The sequence below is a fragment of the Citrobacter sp. NCU1 genome (assembly GCF_010231475.1).
GTDB lineage: Bacteria > Pseudomonadota > Gammaproteobacteria > Enterobacterales > Enterobacteriaceae > Citrobacter_D.
Genome location: NZ_NRDO01000020.1, coordinates 20350 through 45109, shown reverse-complemented (window position 1 = coordinate 45109; position 24760 = coordinate 20350). Strand labels below are relative to the sequence as shown.

21 protein-coding genes and 4 tRNA genes are annotated in these 24760 nt (G+C 52.2%); 5 read left to right on the top strand and 20 right to left on the bottom strand.

Translation table 11 applies throughout. The features are described from left to right. The first annotated feature begins 5 nt into the window (after positions 1-5). Positions 6-326 carry an iron donor protein CyaY gene (gene cyaY / locus CJP72_RS07985; RefSeq protein ID WP_162380336.1) on the top strand — a complete coding sequence of 107 codons (321 nt, stop codon included), beginning with the start codon at positions 6-8 and terminating at the stop codon, positions 324-326. 42 nt (positions 327-368) lie between these two features. Here the strand turns inward: cyaY and cyaA are convergent, their stop codons facing one another. Next, positions 369-2915, bottom strand: coding sequence for a class I adenylate cyclase (gene cyaA, locus CJP72_RS07980; RefSeq protein WP_162380335.1), 2547 nt, complete (start codon positions 2913-2915; stop codon positions 369-371). 391 nt (positions 2916-3306) lie between these two features. Here cyaA and hemC point away from each other — a divergent pair, with 391 nt between their 5' ends. The 4 genes from hemC to hemY are packed head-to-tail and all read left to right on the top strand — an operon-like array spanning position 3307 to position 7447. After that, a complete protein-coding gene (hemC, locus tag CJP72_RS07975; RefSeq protein ID WP_162380334.1) occupies positions 3307-4248 on the top strand; it encodes a hydroxymethylbilane synthase in 942 nt (313 codons plus the stop codon). After that, entirely contained in the window at positions 4245-4994 is a 750-nt protein-coding gene (gene hemD, locus CJP72_RS07970; protein ID WP_162380333.1) for a uroporphyrinogen-III synthase, read from the top strand. The genes hemC and hemD overlap by 4 nt, the downstream gene beginning before the upstream one ends. Positions 4995-5006: 12 nt before the next feature. Beyond that, positions 5007-6248 (top strand): uroporphyrinogen-III C-methyltransferase, encoded by a 1242-nt coding sequence (hemX, locus tag CJP72_RS07965; RefSeq protein ID WP_162380332.1) that lies wholly within the window; start codon positions 5007-5009, stop codon positions 6246-6248. Positions 6249-6250: 2 nt separating this feature from the next. Beyond that, the gene (hemY, locus tag CJP72_RS07960; protein ID WP_162380374.1) at positions 6251-7447 is read left to right on the top strand and encodes a protoheme IX biogenesis protein HemY; all 1197 of its coding nucleotides are present in this window, start codon (positions 6251-6253) and stop codon (positions 7445-7447) included. Between the two features lie 595 nt (positions 7448-8042). Here hemY and CJP72_RS07955 read toward each other — a convergent pair. The 19 genes from CJP72_RS07955 to CJP72_RS26110 all read right to left on the bottom strand — a co-directional run bounded on the left by CJP72_RS07955 (position 8043) and on the right by CJP72_RS26110 (position 24732). Further along, a tRNA-Pro gene (locus CJP72_RS07955) sits at positions 8043-8119 on the bottom strand. Positions 8120-8161: 42 nt separating this feature from the next. Next, positions 8162-8248: transfer RNA gene (locus CJP72_RS07950), tRNA-Leu, on the bottom strand. Between the two features lie 22 nt (positions 8249-8270). Then, positions 8271-8346, bottom strand: a tRNA-His gene (locus tag CJP72_RS07945). Positions 8347-8402: 56 nt separating this feature from the next. Next, positions 8403-8479: transfer RNA gene (locus CJP72_RS07940), tRNA-Arg, on the bottom strand. A gap of 102 nt (positions 8480-8581) precedes the next feature. After that, positions 8582-9967, bottom strand: a complete 1386-nt coding sequence (gene thrP / locus CJP72_RS07935) for a bifunctional threonine/serine APC transporter ThrP (protein ID WP_162380331.1) — start codon at positions 9965-9967, stop codon at positions 8582-8584. Between the two features lie 274 nt (positions 9968-10241). Next, positions 10242-10982 (bottom strand): lipopolysaccharide N-acetylmannosaminouronosyltransferase, encoded by a 741-nt coding sequence (gene wecG, locus CJP72_RS07930; protein WP_162380330.1) that lies wholly within the window; start codon positions 10980-10982, stop codon positions 10242-10244. Positions 10983-10984: 2 nt separating this feature from the next. Then, a complete protein-coding gene (wzyE, locus tag CJP72_RS07925) occupies positions 10985-12337 on the bottom strand; it encodes an ECA oligosaccharide polymerase (RefSeq protein WP_162380329.1) in 1353 nt (450 codons plus the stop codon). Beyond that, the gene (locus CJP72_RS07920; RefSeq protein ID WP_162380328.1) at positions 12334-13413 is read right to left on the bottom strand and encodes a TDP-N-acetylfucosamine:lipid II N-acetylfucosaminyltransferase; all 1080 of its coding nucleotides are present in this window, start codon (positions 13411-13413) and stop codon (positions 12334-12336) included. The genes wzyE and CJP72_RS07920 overlap by 4 nt, the downstream gene beginning before the upstream one ends. Next, positions 13410-14660: a lipid III flippase WzxE gene (gene wzxE / locus CJP72_RS07915; protein ID WP_162380327.1), complete on the bottom strand. Its 1251-nt coding sequence runs from the start codon at positions 14658-14660 to the stop codon at positions 13410-13412. Before wzxE ends, CJP72_RS07920 begins: the two co-directional genes overlap by 4 nt. 1 nt (position 14661) lies before the next feature. Continuing rightward, on the bottom strand, positions 14662-15792 hold the full coding sequence (gene rffA, locus CJP72_RS07910; RefSeq protein ID WP_162380326.1) for a dTDP-4-amino-4,6-dideoxygalactose transaminase: 1131 nt from the start codon (positions 15790-15792) through the stop codon (positions 14662-14664). A 4-nt stretch (positions 15793-15796) separates the two neighbouring features. Then, positions 15797-16474 carry a dTDP-4-amino-4,6-dideoxy-D-galactose acyltransferase gene (gene rffC, locus CJP72_RS07905; RefSeq protein ID WP_162380373.1) on the bottom strand — a complete coding sequence of 226 codons (678 nt, stop codon included), beginning with the start codon at positions 16472-16474 and terminating at the stop codon, positions 15797-15799. Beyond that, positions 16452-17333, bottom strand: coding sequence for a glucose-1-phosphate thymidylyltransferase RfbA (rfbA, locus tag CJP72_RS07900; protein ID WP_162380325.1), 882 nt, complete (start codon positions 17331-17333; stop codon positions 16452-16454). The genes rffC and rfbA overlap by 23 nt, the downstream gene beginning before the upstream one ends. Before the next feature lie 18 nt (positions 17334-17351). Next, on the bottom strand, positions 17352-18419 hold the full coding sequence (gene rffG / locus CJP72_RS07895; RefSeq protein ID WP_162380324.1) for a dTDP-glucose 4,6-dehydratase: 1068 nt from the start codon (positions 18417-18419) through the stop codon (positions 17352-17354). Next, a complete protein-coding gene (wecC, locus tag CJP72_RS07890) occupies positions 18419-19681 on the bottom strand; it encodes a UDP-N-acetyl-D-mannosamine dehydrogenase (RefSeq protein ID WP_162380323.1) in 1263 nt (420 codons plus the stop codon). Before wecC ends, rffG begins: the two co-directional genes overlap by 1 nt. Continuing rightward, a complete protein-coding gene (gene wecB, locus CJP72_RS07885; protein ID WP_162380322.1) occupies positions 19678-20808 on the bottom strand; it encodes a non-hydrolyzing UDP-N-acetylglucosamine 2-epimerase in 1131 nt (376 codons plus the stop codon). Before wecB ends, wecC begins: the two co-directional genes overlap by 4 nt. 55 nt (positions 20809-20863) lie before the next feature. Continuing rightward, complete coding sequence (gene wzzE, locus CJP72_RS07880) at positions 20864-21910, bottom strand: ECA polysaccharide chain length modulation protein (protein WP_162380321.1); 1047 nt, start codon at positions 21908-21910, stop codon at positions 20864-20866. Between the two features lie 12 nt (positions 21911-21922). Next, positions 21923-23026, bottom strand: coding sequence for a UDP-N-acetylglucosamine--undecaprenyl-phosphate N-acetylglucosaminephosphotransferase (gene wecA, locus CJP72_RS07875; RefSeq protein ID WP_162380320.1), 1104 nt, complete (start codon positions 23024-23026; stop codon positions 21923-21925). 239 nt (positions 23027-23265) lie between these two features. Further along, a complete protein-coding gene (gene rho, locus CJP72_RS07870; protein ID WP_002437993.1) occupies positions 23266-24525 on the bottom strand; it encodes a transcription termination factor Rho in 1260 nt (419 codons plus the stop codon). Between the two features lie 87 nt (positions 24526-24612). Further along, a complete protein-coding gene (locus CJP72_RS26110; protein ID WP_162380372.1) occupies positions 24613-24732 on the bottom strand; it encodes a rho operon leader peptide in 120 nt (39 codons plus the stop codon). Between the last annotated feature and the right edge of the window lie 28 nt (positions 24733-24760).

The window sequence follows — 24760 nt, the reverse complement described above, 5'->3', positions numbered from 1 at the left end:
AAAAAATGAACGACAGTGAATTTCATCGCCTTGCAGATACCCTGTGGATGACCATTGAAGAGCGCCTGGACGACTGGGACGGCGACAGCGATATCGACTGTGAAATTAACGGTGGCGTGCTGACCATTACCTTTGAAAACGGCAGTAAAATCATCATCAACCGCCAGGAGCCACTACATCAGGTGTGGCTGGCGACCAAACAGGGTGGCTACCATTTTGATCTGAAAGGCGACGAATGGATCTGCGACCGCAGCGGCGAGACGTTCTGGGCACTACTGGAACAAGCTGCAACGCAACAAGCGGGTGAAGACGTTAGCTTCCGTTAAGTTTTATGCCGGATAGGGTCTTCGCCTTATCCGGCACAAACATCAAGAGAAATACTGCTGTAACAACGGCGTGTCGTTGTCCTGGCTGGCCGGGGGTACCGTACCAATCGACTGCGCGCGGAACGGGATCACCTGCAGACGGCCATCGGTATTCACGATCTGGTAGAACTGCGGCAAGTTGAAGTTGATGAAACTGGAGCCATAAGTAAAGCGATCGTGGGAGGACGAGTAGAAGCGGCTAACGTCGCGTACCAGCTCCTCTTTGCTACCTTCGCAATGATGGTACACTTCCGGCCGGTTACTTTCGTCCAGAATGTAGATGTTAAAGCCTTTATCATCGCCCGTTTCTTCGAAGAAGAACTGGATAATCCCTTCGCTGGCAAAACCATCCACCACGGACGGTAATTTCACATGGTTTGTCTCAACCTGCACAGAAAGCCCGTGCAGCTTGTTGTGTGAAATCGCGCCATAGAACTCAATGGCGTTTTCCAGCTTCTGTACAGAAACGTTCAGACGTTCAAAGAACAGTCCCCAGGTCTGGCCTGCAACGCGTAGCGCTTTGAAACGCCCGGTTTCCTGCCGCGTGCTGGAGAGACGCAGTTCAATACACTCAGAGACCAGTTGCTGTACGCGGGTGCGAATCAGTCCACGTAAATGCTGGCTGTAGCAGAACACTTCCACGCTGTCCGGCGGGGCGGCATCCTGGTGCATTTTGCCCAGAATCGTTTTCAGCGCTTCAATCATCGCCTGCTCACCGTTGAAATGCAGAGTACGCACTTCGTTCCATGAGTTGCGATACAGCAAGTCAACGCTGCCCACCAGGCAATTTTGCTCTTCGCCAAAGCTGAAAATATCCAGCTTGCGGAAGTCAAAATGCACCACCTGATTACGGAACGCCGCTGTCGGATCATATTCAAGGTTAACGATAATCGCCAGGTGACGAATTTCACACGGACTGTAGAGCGCTTTTGGCGTTGGTGCTGGCAAACGCAGAGGGAAATGGTGCGACACGTCAGCGACCATCTCCTGCAGCTTCGGCAGATCAACAATGCCATTACCTTTAATAAACAGATGGGTACGTGAGGTCAGAAGACCATTAAACCACGCCCAGGCCACCAGTTTGTTCAGATAACGGTTATATTCCAACGGCTGGTGACTGATGATGGAATCCATGTTCGGCGCACGGTTGTAGAGATACCAGCCTGAACGGTTGGCACGCCCCGGCGGCACATGGATAAACGTCAGATTCGGCTCGGAGAGATCCGGAGAAATCTGCGGGTTCACCAGCGTCACTTTACCCGGCAGCGCCTCAAATGCAGCATACAGTTTACGGGTCAATACCCCGATATCCTGTGGACTGGCGCTAACGCTAAGGTTGTTACGGCGCGCAAAACGGATCAGGTTACGATAGCTCTGCATCATGGCATCGAGCAGTTCGTTGTGTGCTTCACGGACTTGATCGATCTTCCAGTTAGCGCGATTGTCGAGCATGGTCAGACGCGCTTCGTCCCATCCCCACTCTTTGACTAACTGACTTAATACTTCACGGCGCCAGCCAACACAGGCGCGTTCACGACTCAGTTTCTCGCAGACTTTCAGGTAGAAACACCGACGCACCAGATCCAGGCGCGTTGGGTCTTCAATCGCCGTGAGATATTCAGTCACGCGTTCCAGCATCATGCAGTAGGGATCAAGACCAAAGGAAACGATCTCGCCATCGTGCAGACGCTGTTTGATGTCTTTCGCCAACAGGCGCGGATTCGGGTATTCCCAGGAATAGGCTTCCAGCAGCAGCGTTTTCAGCACCGCCTTGTACGGTGAATCAATGCTCTTGTACAGCTGCCAAAGACTGGCGCCAAAGTACTCTTCCGCAGAGAGTGAGCTCAGCCCGCCCAGATCCAGCCATTCATTTGGTGTTAACACGCCCTGTGCGTAGAGCGTCATCACGTAATCGTCGTAATGCTCTTCTTCGTCGCACGGCACCATACTCCACAGAATACGTTTGCCGGCCAGACGCACAGCGGTGCGATAAAATTCATCCAGCAGCAGGATATGCTGTGTGGAGCCACAGTCTTCACCACCCAGACTGCCGCTTTCATTGTGGCGGAAACGGTTTTCATCGATCAGGAAGAAGCTGACTTCAACACCCAGCGAGGCGGCCCAGCTTTCCAGAAGACTGCATTTACGTTGCAGTAACTGGCGCTCTTCGCTATCGAGCCAAGATTGATGGCAGACCCAGATATCCAGGTCTGAAGAACAGCTTTGCCCTACTGAAGACGTACTGCCCATTGAGTAAACGCCAGTGATCGGCAATTCACCTTTCGGCGGATTCTGCACAGACATACCGCGGTGCAGTTCCAGTTCATTCAGATAGTGGCGTTGGGTTTCATCAGGCGAGTAGAAACAGATGCCTTTGGGAACGTTACCATCCAGGTATCCCGGCATCAGCGGATGGTGATAATGCAATAATGTCGGCAGCAGACTGTATACCTGCTGGAAAGCAGGTCCCATGGCAGCAAGCGCGCGATCCACACGCAGTTGATTTATGGCATCCAGTCTCTGTTTCAAAGTCTCAATATAGAGGTACAAGACGTATCGCCTGATGTTGCTACCCGTCATGTTTCTGTTTGCCGCCACTGTAGCGTGGCTTTGCAAACGTCATCACTCGGGATATACCGTATGTCAAAAATAGCCGTTGCCTTTTTTCGCCCCCGTCATTTTGAGGGACAGACGAAAAAATGGTCTAAAACGTGATCAATTTAACACCTTGCTCATTGACCGTAAAGAAAGTTGCACTACTTACCAGTGTAGCACCGTTCGCTTCGTGTAAATTCCGTAGTATGGCAAGGCGCTTTCTCGTCACTCTTCACTGCCATTGACGACACAACGCCTTCTCTCTCACTCACCTTTGACCGTAACACTGACATCCCACTTGTAAGGATGTTAGGATGGTCCACGGACGATAATGACGGTAACAAGCATGTTAGACAATGTTTTAAGAATTGCCACACGCCAAAGCCCTCTTGCGCTCTGGCAGGCACATTTTGTCAAAGACGCCTTGATGGCGAATCATCCTGGACTGGTTGTTGAACTGGTGCCAATGGTGACGCGTGGCGACGTAATTCTTGATACCCCTTTAGCAAAAGTGGGAGGAAAAGGGTTATTCGTCAAAGAGCTGGAGGTCGCGCTGCTGGAAAAGCGCGCTGATATCGCGGTGCATTCCATGAAAGATGTACCGGTTGAATTCCCGCAAGGCCTCGGACTGGTCACCATTTGCGAACGCGAAGACCCGCGCGATGCGTTCGTCTCAAATACCTATCATCATCTGGATGAACTGCCGGCAGGCAGCATTGTCGGCACCTCCAGCCTGCGTCGCCAGTGCCAGTTGGCCGAACGCCGTCCGGATCTCATTATCCGCTCGTTGCGCGGCAATGTTGGGACGCGCCTCAGCAAACTGGATAACGGTGACTACGACGCCATTATTCTGGCCGTTGCCGGATTAAAACGCCTCGGTCTGGAGTCACGTATTCGCACCGCCATGCCGCCAGAAATTTCGCTTCCCGCCGTCGGGCAAGGCGCGGTTGGCATTGAGTGTCGACTGGATGATACCCGTACCCGGGAACTGCTGGCACCGCTGAATCATGATGAAACCGCTGTACGTGTCAAAGCGGAACGCGCCATGAATACCCGCCTGGAAGGCGGCTGCCAGGTCCCCATTGGCAGCTATGCTGAAATCATCAACGGTGAAATCTGGTTACGTGCGTTAGTGGGTGCCCCTGATGGTTCGCAGATGATTCGTGGCGAACGTCGCGGCTTGCCTCAGGATGCCGAACAGATGGGCATCTCCCTGGCCGAAGAACTGCTGGAGAACGGAGCCCGCGCCATTTTGACAGAGGTTTACAACGGAGAAGCCCCCGCATGAGTATTCTGGTCACCCGCCCGTCTCCCTCAGGGGAAGAGTTAGTGAGCCGTCTGCGCACACTGGGGCAGGTGGCCTGGAGCTTTCCGCTTATTGAGTTCACGCCAGGCCGCGAGCTCACTACACTTGCCGACCGCCTGACCACGCTGACTCAGAACGATCTCGTTTTCGCCCTTTCACAACATGCTGTCGCTTTCGCCCATGCTCAACTTCAGCAGCAAGGGCAAAACTGGCCAGCGCTCCCGCAGTATTTTGCTATTGGTCGCACCACAGCGCTGGCGCTTCATACGGTGAGCGGATGCAATATTCGTTATCCTCTGGATCGGGAAATTAGCGAAGTCTTGCTACAATTACCTGAATTACAAAATATTGCAGGTAAGCAGGCCCTTATTTTACGTGGCAACGGTGGACGTGAACTGTTAGGAGACACCCTAATCGAACGCGGGGCTGATGTCACTTTTTGTGAATGTTATCAACGCAGTGCAAAACATTACGATGGTGCTGAAGAGGCCATGCGCTGGCACTCTCGTGGTGTGACAACGGTGGTTGTCACCAGTGGCGAGATGTTGCAACAGCTCTGGTCAATGACACCACAATGGTATCGGGAACACTGGTTACTACGCTGTCGACTGCTGGTCGTCAGCGAGCGTCTGGCGCACCTCGCCCGGGAACTGGGCTGGCAAGATATTAAGGTCGCTGATAACGCCGACAACGATGCGCTACTGCGCGCATTACAATTACTCTCATAATGGGATGCCATAATGACGGAACAAGAAAAATCCTCCGCCGCGGTTGAAGAGACCAGGGAGGCCGTGGAAACCACATCACAGCCAGTCAAAACTGAGAAAAAGAGCAAAAATAGCACCTCGCTGATCCTGAGCGCAGTCGCCATTGCCATTGCCCTTGCGGCAGGTGTTGGACTTTATGGCTGGGGGAAACAGCAGGCGACGACGCAGACTGCCACCAGTGATGCGTTGGCTAACCAACTGACAGCGTTGCAAAAAGCGCAGGAAGCCCAAAAAACAGAACTCGACAGCATTATTAAAAAACAGGCAATGCAGTTGGATGAGGCGAACCGTCAGCAAACGACACTGGCGAAACAGCTCGCCGACGTGCAGCAAAAAGTCGCCACGATCTCCGGAAGCGATGCCAAAACCTGGTTGCTGGCGCAGGCTGATTTTCTGGTGAAGCTTGCCGGACGTAAGCTGTGGAGCGATCAGGACGTCACCACCGCCGCAGCGCTGTTAAAGAGCGCAGATGCCAGCCTTGCGGATATGAACGATCCGAGCCTCATCATCGCTCGCCGCGCCATTACCGATGATATCGCCAGCCTGTCATCTGTCTCACAGGTGGATTACGACGGTATTATCCTCAAAGTTAACCAACTCTCTAACCAGATCGATAATCTGCGTCTGGCTGACAACGACAACGATGACTCACCGATGGATTCCGACAGCAGCGAACTGTCGAGCTCCATTAGCGAATGGCGCATTAACCTGCAAAAAAGCTGGCAGAATTTTATGGACAGCTTCATTACCATTCGTCGTCGCGATGAGACTGCCGTGCCGCTGCTGGCGCCAAATCAGGATGTTTACCTGCGTGAAAATATCCGTTCACGCCTGTTAGTCGCGGCGCAAGCCGTTCCACGCCACCAGGAAGAAACATACCGCCAGGCGCTGGATAACGTTTCCACCTGGGTTCGCGCTTACTACGACACCGAAGATGCGACGACCAAAGCGTTCCTTGATGAAGTGGACAAACTGAGCCAGCAGAGCATCACCATGGATGTGCCGGAAACGCTGAAAAGCCAGGAAATTCTTGAGAAGCTGATGCAAACCCGCGTGCGTAATTTGTTGGCGCAATCAGCAACTTCGGCACCTGAGCCGACATCTGAATCTGAATCTGCACCTGCACCTGCACCTGCACCTGCACCTGCACCTGCACCTGCACCTGCACCTGCACCACAATCAGACACTCCGTCCACTGCACCGCAAGGAGAATAATGATGCTAAAAGTATTATTGCTCTTTGTATTGTTGATCGCCGGCATTGTGGTGGGCCCGATGCTCGCGGGTCATCAGGGATACGTGCTGATCCAGACCGACAACTACAACATTGAAACCAGCGTCACCGGCCTTGTGATTATTCTGATCGTCATGATGGTTGCTCTGTTTGCGATCGAATGGCTGCTACGCCGCGTTTTCCGCACAGGTGCACACACACGCGGTTGGTTTGTGGGTCGTAAACGCCGCCGTGCGCGCAAGCAAACGGAACAGGCGCTCCTCAAACTGGCAGAAGGTGATTATCAGCAGGTTGAAAAGCTGATGTCGAAAAATGCCGATCATGCTGAACAACCGGTGGTGAACTACCTTCTGGCCGCCGAAGCGGCGCAACAGCGTGGCGATGAAGCGCGTGCAAATCAACATCTCGAGCGCGCTGCCGAGATCGCAGGTAACGATACCATCCCGGTGGAAATCGCCCGCGTACGTCTGCAACTGGCACGCAATGAGGACCACGCGGCGCGCCACGGCGTAGACAAACTGCTGGAAGTGACGCCACGCCATCCGGAAGTGTTGCGTCTGGCAGAGCAAGCCTATATCCGCACCGGCGCATGGGGATCGTTGCTGGAGATTATCCCGTCGATGGCGAAAGCCAAAGTCGGTGATGAGGAGCATCGTACTCTACTGGAACAGCAGGCATGGATTGGTCTGATGGATCAGGCGCGCGCCGATCAGGGCAGTGAAGGGTTACGTAGCTGGTGGAAAAACCAAAGCCGTAAAACCCGCCATCAGGTTGCCCTGCAGGTTGCCATGGCAGAACATCTGATCGAGTGTGACGATCACGACACCGCACAGCAGATCATCATCGATGGCCTGAAACGCCAGTATGACGATCGTCTGGTAATGCCGATCCCACGTCTGAAAACCAACAATCCGGAGCTGGTGGAAAAAGTACTCCGCCAACAGATTAAAAATGTCGGCGATCGTCCGCTACTGTGGAGCACGCTGGGTCAGTCGCTGATGAAACATGGTGAGTGGCAAGAGGCTGCTCTTGCCTTCCGGGCTGCGCTCAAACAACGCCCGGATGCCTATGACTACGCCTGGCTTGCCGATGTGCTGGACAGACTCCATCAGCCAGAAGACGCTGCAGCTATGCGTCGCGATGGCCTGATGTTGACGTTGCAGAATAATCCCCCGCAATAACGCCCTCATGCCCGGTGGCGAGCAGCTTACCGGGCATTCCTCTCTACGGTAACGCCCATAAAAAAACGCCCACTCCATCAGGAGCAGGCGTTAAAACAGGTCTGTATGACAACAAAATGGGTGCTTCACTCAACGTTATGCCCATGGTGTTTGATGAGGCGAAAGCGACATCTGTCTGTGGACGATAAGCACCGTAAACGGCTCTGCATCATTCCTGAGTTTATGAGGCACTAAGGCGAACATAAGAGATGGAATGAGCATCTACCCGTATATTATTGCACAATGTGTGCCATGATTGAACTGCAAAAAACAGGGATTCGGACTATTCGGGGAACCGCATCCTGAGCGGGTCAGCGATGGCTGACATCCGCCCCCGACTACACCACGAACCGCCATTTGTCTCTGCATAACGACAAATATCCGCGAATATAAAGAAACACTGTAAACACATAAAATTACCTGTCGCCCGACAGCGACAACCTTACGCGATGGCGTCGTCAGATAGTGACATAGCGTTTGCGGATCTATTCGGGGATAAAACAAATGAGGGGAAATACCAGAAAACAAAAAACCCCGCCGAAGCGGGGTTCAAAATTGGTCGGCGAGAGAGGATTCGAACCTCCGACCCACTGGTCCCAAACCAGTTGCGCTACCAAGCTGCGCTACTCGCCGATGTACTGCTTTTTTGAATTTTTAGTTCAATTCTTTAAGTCGTGGTGCGAGGGGGGGGACTTGAACCCCCACGTCCGTAAGAACACTAACACCTGAAGCTAGCGCGTCTACCAATTCCGCCACCTTCGCATTGTCACAACTTATCAAATAATGGGGTGGCTAATGGGATTCGAACCCACGACAACTGGAATCACAATCCAGGGCTCTACCAACTGAGCTATAGCCACCACTACAAATCTTTTACGCGGTCTTTAAAACCACCGCAGCTCCAGCACCGGGTAAATGGTGCGCCCGACAGGATTCGAACCTGAGACCTCTGCCTCCGGAGGGCAGCGCTCTATCCAGCTGAGCTACGGGCGCTTAGCGCCGTTGCGGGGTCGGATAATACGGACTTCCCCCCCCGCTGTCTAGTGCCTTTTAAAATAAAATGATCGTTTGCTCAGTGTTTGTGCGTTTTGTCGCTTATTTCTCCACTTCCTGAATATCAACACCCCGATTCAAGCCAAAAACCTTGTAGGCGAGGGAAACGACACACAGAAAGAGCAGGCCGACAAACAGCGACATACGAGTCTCTTCATTAAAGTACATGCCAATTAAAACGCAAACCAGGAACGCCATCGTCACATAATTCGCCCAGGGGAACATAATTGAGCGGAAAGGATGGCGGGCGATCGCCTCTTTATGTGCCTGACGAAAGCGCAACTGGCTAATCAGGATCACAAACCACGGCACCATACCCGGCAATACGCTTGCACTGTAGACATAGACAAACACGCGCTGAGGGTTTGGGATGATGTAGTTAAGGCAAGAACCTATCAGCAAAATCACGATAGAGAGCGCCACACCGGCAACCGGTACGCCGTGGCGAGACACTCTGGCCATCGCCGTGGGGAGCTGGCGGTTCTTCGCCAGCGCGTAGAGCATACGACCGCAACTGTACATCCCACTGTTACAACCGGAAAGTGCCGCCGTCAGCACCACGAAGTTAATAATCCCGGCCGCGGCGGTAATCCCGATTTTGGCAAAGGTCAGGACAAATGGGCTTCCGGTGCTACCAATTTCGTTCCACGGGAAGATGGTCACAATAACGAAAATCGCGGCCACATAGAAAATCAGGATACGCCATAACACTTTGCCCACCGCGCTACGCAGCGTAACCTGCGGGTTTTTCGCTTCACCAGCGGTAATGCCAATCAGCTCAACGCCCTGATAGGAAGCCACCACAATACACAATGCCGTGAGAAACCCTTTCCAGCCACCGGCAAAGAAACCACCGTGCTCCGTCAGGTTGCCAAAACCAATCGCCTGACCGCCGTTACCAAAACCGAAGAAAATCACCCCCAGACCGACCACGATCATCACAATAATGGTGGTGACTTTGATCATCGCAAACCAGAACTCGATTTCACCATACAGGCGAACGGCAGCGAGATTCGCGAGAGCGACCAGCCCTACGGCGATCAATGCGGGTATCCATTGCGCCATTTCTGGAAACCAAAATTGCACGTAAACCCCAATGGCGGTGATCTCCGAAATCCCCACCGCCATCCACATAAACCAGTAAGACCATGCCGTGAGATACCCGAAGAAAGGACTCATGTAGCGGTGTGCGTAGACGGCAAAGGAACCAGCAACAGGCTCGAGGAACAGCATTTCGCCCATTGAACGCATGATGAAAAAAACAAAAAGCCCGGCAACAATATACGCCAGCAGGACTGACGGTCCGGCCCATTTCAGCGTACTGGCCGCGCCCATAAACAAGCCGACGCCAATAGTGCCCCCAAGAGCAATCAATTCGATATGACGAGCTTCCAGCCCACGCTGTAGCTCCGGTTTCTTCTCTGCCATAGTTCCTCTGGTCGTGTTTGCCTTTTTACCGGTATGACCGGTTATTGTTATGAATATGTCTTTTGCCATAACTGACCATGCAGTGCCGGGCGGTTTACGGCTGGCGTAAAAAACACCACGGCACGGCAATGATGGGGGCGAATGGTTTCTTAAATTTTCCAAAATGGCAAACAAAGCATTAAAAAAATAAATGCTTTGAGCAATAAATCAGCGATTATGAGGCGAAGGGGTAGTGCATTAAGAAGTGCACTACCCGGGAGATCAGGAGGGAAATTCAGAGGTCGCCGGTATAGTGCCAGCGGAGGTAACGCAGTAAACGTAACTGTCGGGTAATACGGCTCGGCTGTGATAATAAGCGGTACAGCCATTCCAGCCCCAGCGCTTGCCATACTTTTGGCGCGCGCTTAACGTATCCGGTAAAAACGTCATACGTCCCCCCCACTCCCATGTATAAGGCATGTGGATGAATCAGACGACAATCACGCATCAGGATTTCCTGTTTTGGCGACCCCATCGCGACCGTCACAATCTTCGCGCCGCTGGCATGAATTCGCTCAAACAGCGCCTGACGTTCTTCCGGCTTAAAATACCCGTCCTGGCTGCCGACGATATTCACATTCCATTGCGAGCGTAATTTTTCTTCCGTTTGCGCCAGCACCTCCGGCTTGCCGCCAACCAGAAAGACCGGTGTGCCTTCCTGCCCCGCCCGCGCCATCAACGCTTCCCAGAGATCGGCTCCGGCAACACGCGAGATACGCGCCTGAGGGAATTTTTTGCGCACCGAGCGCACAACGCTAATACCGTCCGCATATTTAAATTCAGCGGCATTAATCAACGCCCTGACTTCGGGGTTATCTTCCGCCGTCAGCATCTTCTCGGCGTTGATTGCCACCAGCGTTCCTTGCTTGATCTGGCCTTCTGCAAACAGGTAATTGAGCGCATGCTGCATATCGCGCCATCCAATCAACTGTAATCCACGCAGCGCGTAGACGGGTGCAGTCGTGTTATCTGTCATTTTTACCCTTCAACCTGTGTCTGCGGCAGCGCGGATTTTCGTTTTTGAATGAGTCCGGCAGAGTCAAAAAGCCAGAACAACAGTTTCGCCACCAACAAACAAACACCAAAAATCACGAGGAAAAAAACCACCCGTGAGACAAACGAATCCAGCCCTTCTCGTGCAAGGACAATCATATTGAAGATGGCGCCAAAGCAAAAACTGTGCAGAATCGCCGCCTTATAACGATTGGTTTCCCGATTACCCAGTTCATACAACCAGTCGAACCACTTGATAATCAATCCAACCACAATAGCCCCGAGCGGAATAAACAACGCCCCTCCCATCACGACCAGCGAACCGATAAGAGTCGGAGAGATAGCAAGGCCCGAGTGGTTGTTGAGAACTTCCCAGGTAAAATAATTCGCGGAGTTGAGCACAATACCAGGACGTCCTGGCCAGAGCCAGGATGGGATAAAGACATAAAAATCACGGACGATAGGCGCCAGGCCCTGAAAATCGATATTGTTATAGTTCTGCAATAACAGCGCCAGGTTCTCCCACGGGGAGAACGTATCCCGGGTCAGATACAAGAAGGTGTAAAACGCTTCATCGCCGCTGACGTTCATCCCGTAGCGCTTCAGCGCCAGCCAGAACATGCCGACGATCCCCAGTACACCCGCCGCTGCCAGCATCCAGAGTGAAATCCAGCCACGAATAATGCCAATAAACAGAAAGATGGCAAACGCGATGATGATATTGGCGCGCGTGCCGCCGACAATTATGTAGGTAAGCAAACCGAATGCGACGGTGCTGACCAAAAAGAACAGCCACGCTTTGCTGTCCTGACGTAAAAAATAAATCACCAGCATCGCCGGAATAAAGAAATAGAAGAAGCGCTTCAATGCCACGCCGGAAACTTCACTGGAGAAGATCTGACTGTATGAATTGAGCTTGAACAGCAGAAATCCGTTGTGCATGAAGAAAATCCCCACGCTCACCAACGCAATCCCCATCAGTAATACCCAGGTAAGATGCGTCTCAACCCGGTTCATCGTAAAAAGCGGCTTCCGCTGTGTAGTTGAAACCCGCTTACGCAAGCGCGTTTTATATGTGACGTAATAAACCGCATAGAAGCAGGCCGCAGACAACAGCGCCTGCAGCAGAATTTCTGGCGGTGCCACCCCCACGTCAAAACGAAACACCAGGACGCAGGTCAGAGGAAAGCCAAAAAAGAACGTCAGCAGAAACAACAACGAGAAAAACACATTGAAGTTAAAGCGAATGCGACGAAACTCAAACCAGGTCAGCATGCCGATAAACAGGGTAGAAAGCAGCCAGACCACCAGCAGACCGCTGAATTGCATCAAACTCATACAACGTCTCCTGCGGCAATCTGTAACGCTTTATGCCAGGGTTGCAGATAGTTCGGGCTAAAGAAGGTAATGCCGTTCTTATCGACAGACGCCAGCTGGCGCTGCGCTTCACGAACGACGGGTTCATTGAGAAGATCGGTCGTGAACAGCACCGGGAGATGCTGCTCCGCCATATCCTGCCAGAACGGATTCTCGCGGTTAAGCACACACGGGATCCCAGCCTGAATCAGAAGGCACAACGTCCCTATCCCCTGCTGACGCGCAAAAATAAAATACCCCAAATCACACTGACGAAGCAGCGCAAGATACGCATCAAACGCCAGCTTTTCACTGAGGATCTGTAAATTTTCAGCGCTAAACAGCGCCAGACCGGCCTGGCGAACCTCTTCGATATAGACCTCGTTATTCGCCGGATACCCCATTGGCACGATGACATTCACTGTATCGCCAAACTGTTGGTGTACCGCACGTAACGCCGCAATATGCTCGTTGCTGCGATCGCCGGAATTTCCCACCAGAATCGTCATTTTCCCTTCACGCTGGCGCTCATTTGCCAGGTTATTCAATGATGGGTCCATTCGCGTCGGGAAGTAGAGCAATTCTCCACGTACGCGCGGATGACGCTGGGCGAAATAGCTGAGGTCGCCGCGAGTGGCAAACACCCCACCCACACGACCCTGTGCCATGCGGCGAATAGGATAAAACAGTTTGAATTTCAGCCCACTGGAAACTTCATACAGATCCGCGCCCCAAATGTGCCAGTAAAACTGTTCCGGCTTAATTCCGCCGCTCAACAGCGCCAGCCACAGGCTGGTATTGAACTGACCGTGGAAGAAGAAGCGCTGTTGGCGATTGGCTTTCGCAAGCGCAATCACCGCGTCTGACAGTGTTTTTTTACCGGTATAGAAGCTCAATGAGAGCGCCGGGCAGCTTTCACTGTATCCCGCATCCTGGCCAGCAACCATAAAGACGCGCGCATGCTCGCTCGTGGCGGCCAGCGCGTCATTGAAAAACCGCAACACGGTTTGATTATGGTGAGGGATATCCGATCCCAGTACGTGAATCAGTACAGTCATGCCCGCCTACGCCAGAGTAAAAATACGCCACAACAAAGAGAAAAATAGACGATATACGTTGCCATATACGCCTGTGCCGCTCCCAGCGCGCCATGCGCGGGGATCAGCCAGTGGGCAAATGCCGTCAACAAAATGAACTGGCTAATTTCGGCCAGAATATAAAACCGCAGCGATGCTTTGGCGATCACCAAATAGCCAAAAACATATGCACCCACTTTCAATACATCGCCGACAAGCTGCCAGGCGAATAAATCGCGCATCGCCGTAAATTTAGCGGAAAACAACAGCCAGATGGCAAAATCGCGCAGCAACCACACGGTAAAGCTCGCTACCGCGACCGCCGGTAAAACAAACTTGAGCGACTTCACGAGTTCCCGCGTAATATCGCGCTTTTCCGTCAGACGCGACAATGTCGGCAGGAGATAAACGCTAAACGAGGCGGTAATAAATTGCAGATATGCATCAGAAATGCTGCTGACACCTTGCCAGATCCCAACGTCATCCCAGCTGTAGTGTGCCGCCAGCAGGTTTCGCATCATCACATACGCTACCGGAATCGTGATAGATGTGATCAGCGCCATCAACGTAAATTTACAGAGTTGCCCGGCAAGGACGCCATTCCAGGAAGGTTTAAGATAGCGCAGAGGGAGCGTTCCACGCTTAAGCAGCAGCGCCGCAGCAGGCACAACGACCAACGCGGGTACTAACGCCATACCTAACAATGCGCCTTCGTAGTCGCCGACGCGATAGCAGACATACCAGGCAATCACGCCCAACACACTACCTACGATCAGCGATAAGGCATTACCCGCCGCGTCACGAAACCCTTTCATCAGCGCCAACAGAAGATTCGCCCAGGCAATCCCCATTTGCACCAGGGCAACAAGACGCACCAACCCCTGATAGTGAGTATGTCCAAACAACCCCTGGCTGATGGGGGCCGCCGCCAGCAAAAAGATCAGCGCCAGCAGAGTCGAGAATCCCAGAACCATCGCCGAGGAAGTGCCGACCACATTGCGCAATTGCGCCGGATTATCGTGATGCTGGGCAACGTATTTGGTGACACCGTTAAAGATGCCAGCGCCAGCCAAAACGCCCAACACCGTCACCATCTGGCGAAAGTTACCCGCCTGACCGACGCCTGCGGGACCATACGCCACAGCCAACAGCTTCACCACCAATAGTCCCGCGCCAATTTTTACCAGCGTGCTGGCAGCCGTCCACAGGGACGCTTTTGCGAGCGACATTTCAGGAGAAGTAGTTGAGCAAAGTCGTGATCACCGTACGCTGATTGGTGGGTGACAGATTGTAAAACAGCGGCAGGCGCAGCAAGCGCTCGCTCTCTTTGGTGGTGTAGCGATCTTCGCCGATAAACTCACCAAATTTGTCACCCGCCGGGCAACCATGCAGCGGAATGTAGTGGAAGACCGCCATAATTTCGGCTTCTTTCATAAAGTTAATCAACGCGCTCCGATCATCAATATCCCGCAATTTGATGTAGAACATATGGGCATTTTGCGCACAACCATCAGGGATTGAAGGTAAAGTAATGCGTCCAGCACGCGCCAGCGGAGCCAGGGCGTCATAATATGTCTGCCACAACGTCAGACGCTGTTGATTGATGCGATCTGCCGCTTCCAGTTGCGCCCACAGATATGCGGCCTGGAGATCGGACATCAGATAGCTGGAACCAATATCCCGCCAGGTGTATTTGTCCACCTGACCACGGAAGAACTGGCTACGGTTAGTGCCTTTTTCGCGGATAATTTCCGCACGCTCGATTAACGATCGATCATTAATCAACGTCGCGCCGCCTTCACCACCAGCGGTGTAGTTTTTGGTTTCATGGAAACTGAAGCAGCCAATATGCCCAATCGTGCCTAACGCGCGACCTTTATAAGTGGACATGACGCCCTGCGCGGCATCTTCGACCACAAACAGATTATACTTTTCCGCCAGCGCCATAATGACGTCCATCTCACAGGCAACGCCCGCGTAATGAACCGGCACAATAGCTCGCGTCTTCTCAGAAATAGCGGCTTCGATAAGCGTCTCATCAATGTTCATGGTATCCGGGCGGATATCAACAAAGACGATTTTAGCCCCGCGCAATACGAAAGCATTCGCTGTCGAAACAAAGGTGTAGCTCGGCATGATAACTTCATCGCCAGGCTGAATGTCGAGCAACAGCGCCGCCATCTCAAGCGAGGCGGTACAGGACGGTGTCAGCAGTACTTTTGCACTGCCGAAACGTTGCTCCAGCCACTGCTGACAGCGGCGTGTAAAACCGCCGTCTCCGCAAAGTTTGCCGCTGCCCATGGCCGATTGCATGTATTCGAGTTCGGTTCCCACCACCGGCGGTGCGTTAAATGGAATCATTTTGTCACCTGTATAACCAATACGCGGTGCTTTCGATGTTGGCACCACTCTGTATGTAACGTTTAAGCGCAGCGGTGTTGCCCATCTGGGTCGCCACCCGCAATGTTGTTTTTCCGCGAGATTGCGCCCAACTGAGCGCAGCCTGCATTAATTCAGCTCCCGCTCCGCGTCCAGCCAACAGGCCAATTCGCGCATCGGCGTCATTCAATTCACGCAGCGAAACAAAACCACGAATCTCGTCCCCCGTCTCCCGGAGAACCAGACACTGATGGTCAAACGTGCCCAGCACCGCATTCTCGATCCATTGTGCGTAGAAACGGGCGCTGGCATCTGGCGCATACCACGGCGCACGAAAGCGGCTTTGAGCAAACGCTTCACTGGCCAACTGGCGTAACACCGGAATATCTGCCTGTTGTGCCACTTCTGCGCCGCCGTCATCCCGGACGTTTGCGACTGACAGCGCTAAATCGACTTCACCTTCGACCAGCGAGAATCCCAGTTCTTGTAAGGCATCCAGCTCATCCACACACGACGCTGAAATTTTTGCCTGCACCCGTGACCAGGGCTGTAAGGCGTCTGGCGTCAACAGAGGTGCATCGGGATTGATACGCGCAATGGCGCTGTTCACGCCAAAGAACGTATTTTCCCAGTTCAGCGGTTCAATACTGGCGTGGACGGGCACGGAGTAACTCCAGTAAATATTGGCCATAGCCTGTTTTCGCTAGCGAACTGGCGGCACGTTTCACACCTTCGTCATCCAGCCAACCGTTACGCCAGGCTATCTCTTCCAGGCAGGCTATCTTAAATCCCTGCCGTTTTTCCACCGTCTGCACAAAGGTACTCGCTTCAATCAGGCTGTCATGTGTTCCCGTATCCAGCCAGGCAAAACCGCGCCCCAGTAGCTCAACCGTCAGATTTCCCGCCTCCAGATACATCTGGTTGATTGAGGTGATCTCCAGTTCGCCGCGTTCTGAAGGTTTTACCTGTTTCGCATACTCAACAACTTTATGGTCGTAGAAATAAAGTCCGGTTACTGCCCAGTTGGATTTCGGCTGTTTCGGTTTCTCTTCCAGCGAGACAGCGCGGAAATTGTCGTCAAACTCCACCACACCAAAGCGCTCAGGATCCATAACCTGGTAGCCAAAGACCGTCGCCCCTTCTGTACGCGCTGCAACGTGGCGTAGTTTCGGACTAAACCCCTGACCAAAAAAGATATTATCCCCAAGAACCAGGCAGGAAGGTTCACTATTCAGAAAGTCTTCACCGATGATAAACGCCTGTGCCAGGCCGTCAGGGCTGGGTTGTTCGGCATAATGTAATGCAATGCCAAACTCTGAACCATCACCCAGTAAGCGCTTGAAATATCCCTGGTCTTCCGGCGTAGTGATGATCAGGATTTCGCGGATCCCCGCCAGCATCAGCACGGAGAGCGGGTAGTAGATCATCGGTTTGTCGTAGATAGGCAATAGCTGTTTTGACACACCGCGCGTAATCGGGTGCAACCGGGTGCCTGAACCGCCTGCCAGAATGATACCTTTCATAGATTCCCCCGCCGCAATTTAGCCTTTCAAGCCTAAACGTTCACCCTGATAGCTACCGTCCTGCACCTGTTTCCACCAGGTTTCATTAGCCAGATACCATTGCACTGTTTTACGCATACCGCTTTCAAACGTTTCCTGCGGCATCCAGCCAAGTTCGCGGGCAATCTTCGACGCATCAATGGCATAGCGCAAATCATGCCCTGGGCGGTCGGCGACAAACGCGATCAGATCGCGATAGTGCGCCACGCCATACGGTTTGTTCGGTGCCAGCTCTTCCAACAACGCGCAAATAGTTTCCACCACCTCGAGATTCTTACGTTCGTTGTGACCACCAATATTATAGGTTTCACCCACTTTCCCGGTGGTCGCCACGCAATAAAGCGCACGCGCGTGATCTTCTACAAAAAGCCAGTCGCGGATTTGCTGTCCATTGCCATACACCGGCAACGGTTTTCCCGCCAGCGCGTTGAGGATCATCAGCGGAATCAGTTTTTCCGGGAAGTGGTAAGGACCATAGTTATTGGAACAATTGGTAATTAGCGTTGGCAAACCATAGGTGCGCAACCAGGCACGAACCAGATGGTCGCTGCTGGCTTTCGAGGCAGAATAGGGGCTACTTGGCGCATACGGGGTGGTTTCGGTGAAGAAATCATCCGTAGAGTGCAGATCGCCGTAGACTTCATCGGTGGAGATATGGTGGAAGCGGAATGTCGATTTTTTCTCATCGGGCAGCGCGTTCCAGTAAGCTCTTGCCGCTTCCAACAGCGTATAAGTCCCGACGATGTTGGTTTCAATGAACGTCGCCGGGCCATCAATAGAGCGGTCTACATGGCTTTCAGCCGCCAAATGCATAACGTAATCCGGCTGATACTGTTGGAAGACTTGCTCAAGCGAAGCCCGATCACAAATATCCACTTTCTCAAACGCAAAACGGTCATCTTGAGCGACAGAGGCCAGCGACATGAGGTTTCCTGCGTAGGTGAGTTTATCGACTACCACCACCGCATCAGACGTATTGTTGATAATATGCCGCACGACAGCAGAGCCGATAAACCCGGCGCCGCCGGTTACCAGGATCCGTTTCATTAACGCCAGACTCCTTTGGTATCCACCACATATTGCTGGTGAACCGCATCACCGTTAATCGCTTTAAATTCGTTATGATCAACCAGCATCACCAGTACATCGGCGTCAGCCAGCGCGTTTTCCAGCGTGGCTAAAGTACATTGGCCATTCAGTTTTTTCGGCAGTTGGTGAATGTTCGGCTCCACCACCAGTGTTTCACCTGCGTGCCACTGGGCAATGTTCAGTGCAATGCCCATCGCCGGGCTTTCGCGCAGGTCATCAATGTTGGGCTTAAATGCCAGACCAAAGCAGGCAATTTTCACTTCGCTGGCGCGTTTATTTGTCGCAGCCAGACAATCCGCCACGGCGGCTTTTACCTGGTCAACCACCCAATGCGGTTTACCATCGTTCACTTCGCGAGCGGTACGGATAAGACGCGCCTGCTGTGGGTTTTGCGCCACGATAAACCACGGATCGACGGCAATGCAGTGCCCACCGACGCCGGGACCAGGCTGGAGAATATTCACACGCGGGTGGCGGTTCGCCAGACGAATCAGCTCCCAGACGTTGATCCCCTGATCGGCGCAAATGAGCGACAGTTCATTAGCAAATGCAATATTCACATCACGAAAACTGTTTTCGGTCAGCTTACACATCTCTGCCGTACGGGAATTCGTTACTACACATTCACCTTCAAGGAAGATGTTGTAGAGTTCACTGGCGCGCGCTGAGCAAACTGGCGTCATACCGCCAATCACGCGATCATTCTTGATCAGCTCGACCATCACCTGACCCGGCAACACGCGTTCTGGGCAGTATGCAATATTCACATCTGCCTGCTCACCCACTTGCTGTGGGAAAGTCAAATCAGGACGCATCTCCGCCAGCCACGCGGCCATCTGCTCTGTCGCCCCGACCGGAGAGGTCGACTCGAGGATCACCAACGCGCCTTTCTTCAGCACAGGCGCAATAGACTTAGCCGCCGCCTCGACATACACCATATCGGGGTCATGATCGCCTTTGAAAGGCGTCGGTACTGCTATCAGATAGGCATCGGCTTCAACAGGGGTCGTCGTGGCACGCAGAAATCCCCCTTCAACAGCCTTTTTCACGACGCTGCCCAGGTCCGGTTCAACGATGTGGATCTCACCGCGATTGATGGTTTCCACCGCATGCTGGTTAACATCCACGCCAATGACATGCTTTTGGCGGGAAGCAAAAGCGGCTGCTGTTGGCAGTCCAATGTATCCCAGCCCAACAACAGAAATGGTCGTAAAACTCATAGCAATACCCGATTATTTTTTAACGCGTGTAAAATCCGCCCACATGCCTGACCATCACCATAAGGATTATGGGCGCGACTCATGGTTTGATATTCATTTTCGTCGTGCAGCAAGCGCGTGACTTCTTCCACAATACGCTGCGGATCGGTTCCAACCAGACGCACCGTACCTGCGGTAATCGCTTCCGGTCGTTCCGTGGTTTCACGCATTACCAGCACAGGCTTACCTAATGATGGCGCCTCTTCCTGAATCCCGCCGGAATCGGTCAGGATAAGCCAGGCGTGGTTCATCAGCCAAACGAAGGGCAAATAGTCCTGCGGTTCAATCAGAATCACATTTTCAACGTGACCCAGAATACGGTTGACCGGTTCGCTGACATTAGGATTCAGGTGCACCGGATAGACAATCTGCACATCCTGATTAGCGGCAGCAATCTCTGCCAATGCATGACAGATGTGCTCAAAACCCTTGCCAAAACTTTCGCGGCGATGGCCTGTTACCAGGATCATTTTTTTATTGTTGCTGAGGAAAGGGTACTGCTCAGCCAGTTCTGCCCGTAAGGTATCGCTTGCCAGAACACGGTCTCGAACCCAAATCAGCGCGTCAATGACCGTATTACCGGTGACGAAAACGCGACTATCAGGAATATTTTCCCGCAGCAAATTCTGCCGTGAGTTTTCAGTCGGCGCAAAATGATACATCGCCAGATGCCCGGTCAACGTGCGGTTGGCCTCTTCAGGCCAGGGGGAGTACAAATCGCCAGTACGCAATCCGGCCTCTACATGCCCCACCGGAATACGTTGATAAAAGGCAGCCAGACTGGTGGCAATAGTTGTTGTTGTATCCCCATGAACCAGCACTACATCAGGCTTGAAGTCAGCAAGGATAGGCTTTAGTCCTTCCAGGATCCGACAGGTTATTTCCGTTAGTCCCTGACCCGGTTGCATTATGTTGAGATCGTAGTCAGGTTCGATGGAAAAGAGGTTTAACACTTGGTCCAGCATCTCCCGATGCTGCGCAGTGACGCAAACTTTGGCCTCAAAATAAGGGTCTTTTGCCAGCGCATGAACCAGAGGCGCCATTTTAATCGCCTCCGGTCGCGTGCCAAATACAGTCAGTACTTTCACATCGATTCTCTTCGGATTGGCAGTGAGGGCCCAGCCCCTCACTGCAACGGTGTTGCTAAATCGTGCGGCGACGGGTTAGTGCGACACCAGCACCGATCAGCCCCCCCACAATGCCCCACATCATCATCAGGAAGGCACGGCGTGGGCTATCACGTTTTACCGGTTCTTCCGGCGTACGCAAATAACGATAGGTCTGAAAACGCGGATCCAGGGTTGGACCGACATTCAGTGTGTTTAACATAGCCCGGTTTTGGAAGTAATCCAGATCGAACGCGGGACCGACGGCCTGCAGGTTTTCGAGTCGAGCCTGCAACATCGGACGTCCAAGCAAAAATAGCTCAGAATCGGGCAATTCATCGGCAGGAATATCAGTAGAAGTGCGAGAAATATTATGTTGTTCTGCGATTTTAAGCGCTTGTTCAATGCTATGAACGCGACGAGAGAAAATCGCTTTGGCGACCTCTTCCTGGCGTTTCACCTGCGCTTTCATTTGTACCGTACGCGCCGCCCATGCCCCTTTTAATTCTTCGTTGAGGTGACTTGCTGCCCGCTGGCTGGCAAATGCGACATACTGTCGCAGCAAATTATTGGCATCAGGCGCCGTTTCTGCCACCAGCTTTACACTGTCATTGGTATTGCGGGCAACATCGCCTGGCGTAAACAGAATATTGTTGATCATCTCATCGAGCATAGCCGCATCGGCTTTGCTGTTTCCGACCATGCGCTGTTTGTAATAATCCGTCTGTAACCAGAAATCGCGACGGGTATCCCACGAAGCCAACTGCATCACGAACTCTTTATACGCTTCATCCATGACGGAAGGTTGATCGGGGGGCGCAACACTCGCCTTTACGTCCAGATTACGTAAGAACTGTTGCTGAGAGTAATAACCTCCCAGCATATTGACGGTTGGACGGTCTGAGATAGCGGTTGCACTCCACTCCTGGCGCGCAAAAAAAGTGTAGGCTAGCGCAACAAGCGCAAAGACCAGCGCACAACCCACAATCCATAGTTTTCCAGCCCATAAGGTACGAAACAACCCACGAATATCCAGTTCATTTTCAGCGCTCACAGCGTGTGCCCCCGGTAATGGTTGTGTCATCGTATCCTCAATTTACTTGGTTAGATTTGGCTTGTTATCACGGTTCCTACGGAGTCTGCGCTTCACACGCTTGATAAATCTTGCCACCTTCCAGGCCCGTTTAATACAGTAACCATAAAGGAAGAATGCTAGCAAAAAGAGCACCAACATGACCCATTCGGGGACAAAATGAGAATATTCTGCCGCAACGCCGATTGATGCCAGAATCGCTGCAGCCAGCGTAATAAGCACAAAAGCCTGTCGGGAAGTAAACCCTGCGCGCATGATCAAATGATGAATGTGTTGGCGATCGGGAGAGAAAGGGCTCATCCCTTTACGCAAGCGACGGTACATGATCGCCACCATATCCATTAATGGAATGGCAATAATCCACAGCGCCGTTACCGGGCTTATCGGGTGTGTCTTACCCTGCGTCGTTTCCAGCAGAACCCAAATGACGGTGAATCCAATCAACGTACTGCCCGCATCGCCCATAAAGACTTTGTAGCGACGCCCCAAAATCCCCAGGTTCAGCATAATGTAAGGCAGGATGGCGGCAATCATCGCAAAACACCAAACAGCCAGGCTCGTCTGTCCATCAAACCACAGAATAAGCCCCATAGCCGCGAACGAAACGCTGGAAAGTCCGCCGAGCAGCCCGTCAATACCGTCGACCATGTTGAAAGCATTGATGGCTGCCCACACGGCGAAGAGCGTAAGAAAATAACCGAAAGGACCGAGAACCATCTCCCAGGGGCCAAAAATGTACCCCAGGCTGCGTAAATAGAGTTGACCGGCGACCATCATGACGACGCCGATAGCGGCCTGAATAGTGGCGCGAATTTTTACGCTGATATCAAAGCGATCGTCAAGTGCACCAATAAAGACCAGTACGCCAGCACAAGCCAGATAGAGAGAAGCATGTGGAATGTAATAATCAACAATTCCAAAAGTGAAGCAAATACCCGCGTAAACCGAAATTCCACCAACTAGCGGTATCAGTCCCTGGTGACGTTTGCGGAAGTTGGGTTTATCCACTAAACCGACCTTTTTTGCCACCTTACGTGCAAAAAACAGGAACAGTGTCGTGAATAAAAAAATACTGATGAGATCAGTACTCACTGTAAGTAAATTCACAATGCATGCTCTCAGAGAAAATTAATAGCAGAAGTATAACCATGAAGACCTTTATTCAGAAGGGAAACCCTGTTCTGAATCAGGTGCTTTTGTATAATTATCAACCACACGGTACGAATCATGAATAAAACGCAAAGCAACGGCATGTGATACCGTACTTTTGTAAAGGTGTCGTTAAGATTACAGATATAAATGCAAAACGCCACGTAAAAACGTGGCGTTTTCTCGTAAAAACTGGCTTACGAACGTTTCATCATATCGAAGAAGTCGTCGTTGGTTTTGGTCATCGCCAGTTTGTTGATGAGGAATTCCATAGCATCGATTTCGCCCATTGGGTGAATAATTTTGCGCAGGATCCACATCTTCTGCAGCTCTTCCTGAGTGGTGAGCAGCTCTTCTTTACGGGTGCCGGAACGGTTGTAGTCGATAGCCGGGAAGACGCGTTTTTCGGCGATCTTACGAGAAAGGTGCAGTTCCATGTTACCTGTACCTTTAAACTCTTCGTAGATAACTTCGTCCATTTTGGAGCCGGTATCAATCAGCGCCGTCGCGATGATGGTCAGGCTACCGCCCTCTTCCACATTACGCGCAGCACCGAAGAAACGTTTCGGACGATGCAGAGCGTTGGCGTCCACCCCCCCGGTCAGCACTTTACCGGAAGCTGGCACCACGGTGTTGTAAGCACGCGCCAGACGAGTGATGGAGTCGAGCAAAATGATAACGTCTTTCTTATGCTCAACCAGGCGTTTCGCCTTCTCAATCACCATTTCTGCAACCTGAACGTGGCGAGATGCGGGTTCGTCAAAGGTAGAAGCAACCACTTCACCTTTCACCAAACGCTGCATCTCTGTCACTTCTTCCGGACGTTCGTCAATCAGCAGGACCATCAGCACGCAGTCCGGGTGATTGTACGCAATGCTCTGCGCGATGTTCTGCAGCAGCATTGTTTTACCGGCTTTCGGCGGCGCCACAATCAGACCACGCTGACCACGGCCAATTGGCGAAGCCAGATCCAGTACGCGAGCAGTCAAATCTTCTGTTGAACCGTTACCACGTTCCATACGCAGACGAGAGTTTGCGTGCAGCGGAGTTAAGTTCTCAAACAGGATTTTATTGCGGGCGTTTTCCGGTTTGTCATAGTTAACTTCGTTAACTTTCAACAGCGCAAAGTAGCGTTCGCCTTCTTTCGGCGGGCGAATCTTACCAGAAATGGTATCACCAGTGCGGAGGTTGAAACGACGGATTTGGCTGGGGGAAACGTAGATGTCATCAGGACCGGCGAGGTAGGAGCTGTCTGCAGAGCGGAGGAAACCAAATCCATCCTGCAATATCTCCAGCACACCGTCACCAAAGATATCTTCGCCACTCTTTGCGTGCTGCTTCAGGATGGCAAAAATAATGTCCTGCTTGCGCATACGAGCCAGGTTTTCCAGCCCCATATTTTCGCCGAGAGTGATCAGCTCAGAAACCGGCGTATTCTTTAATTCGGTAAGATTCATAATGGTGTGAGTTCTTAAACTTGGGGTAAATCTCGAACTTAATGTTGTGAATGGTATGGCAGGATCATCCATGCCTGTTTACGGCCATCAACTCATGTCTGTTCGCTGTCTGGTCACAGGAAAGTACACAGAACTGAAACGACAAGACGGATTGAGTGACAAGCCAGGAATCTGTCCACTTCTCGCGTGAGATAAAACGGGAAGTATTGGATAAAACTAGATTCAAACTTAATAA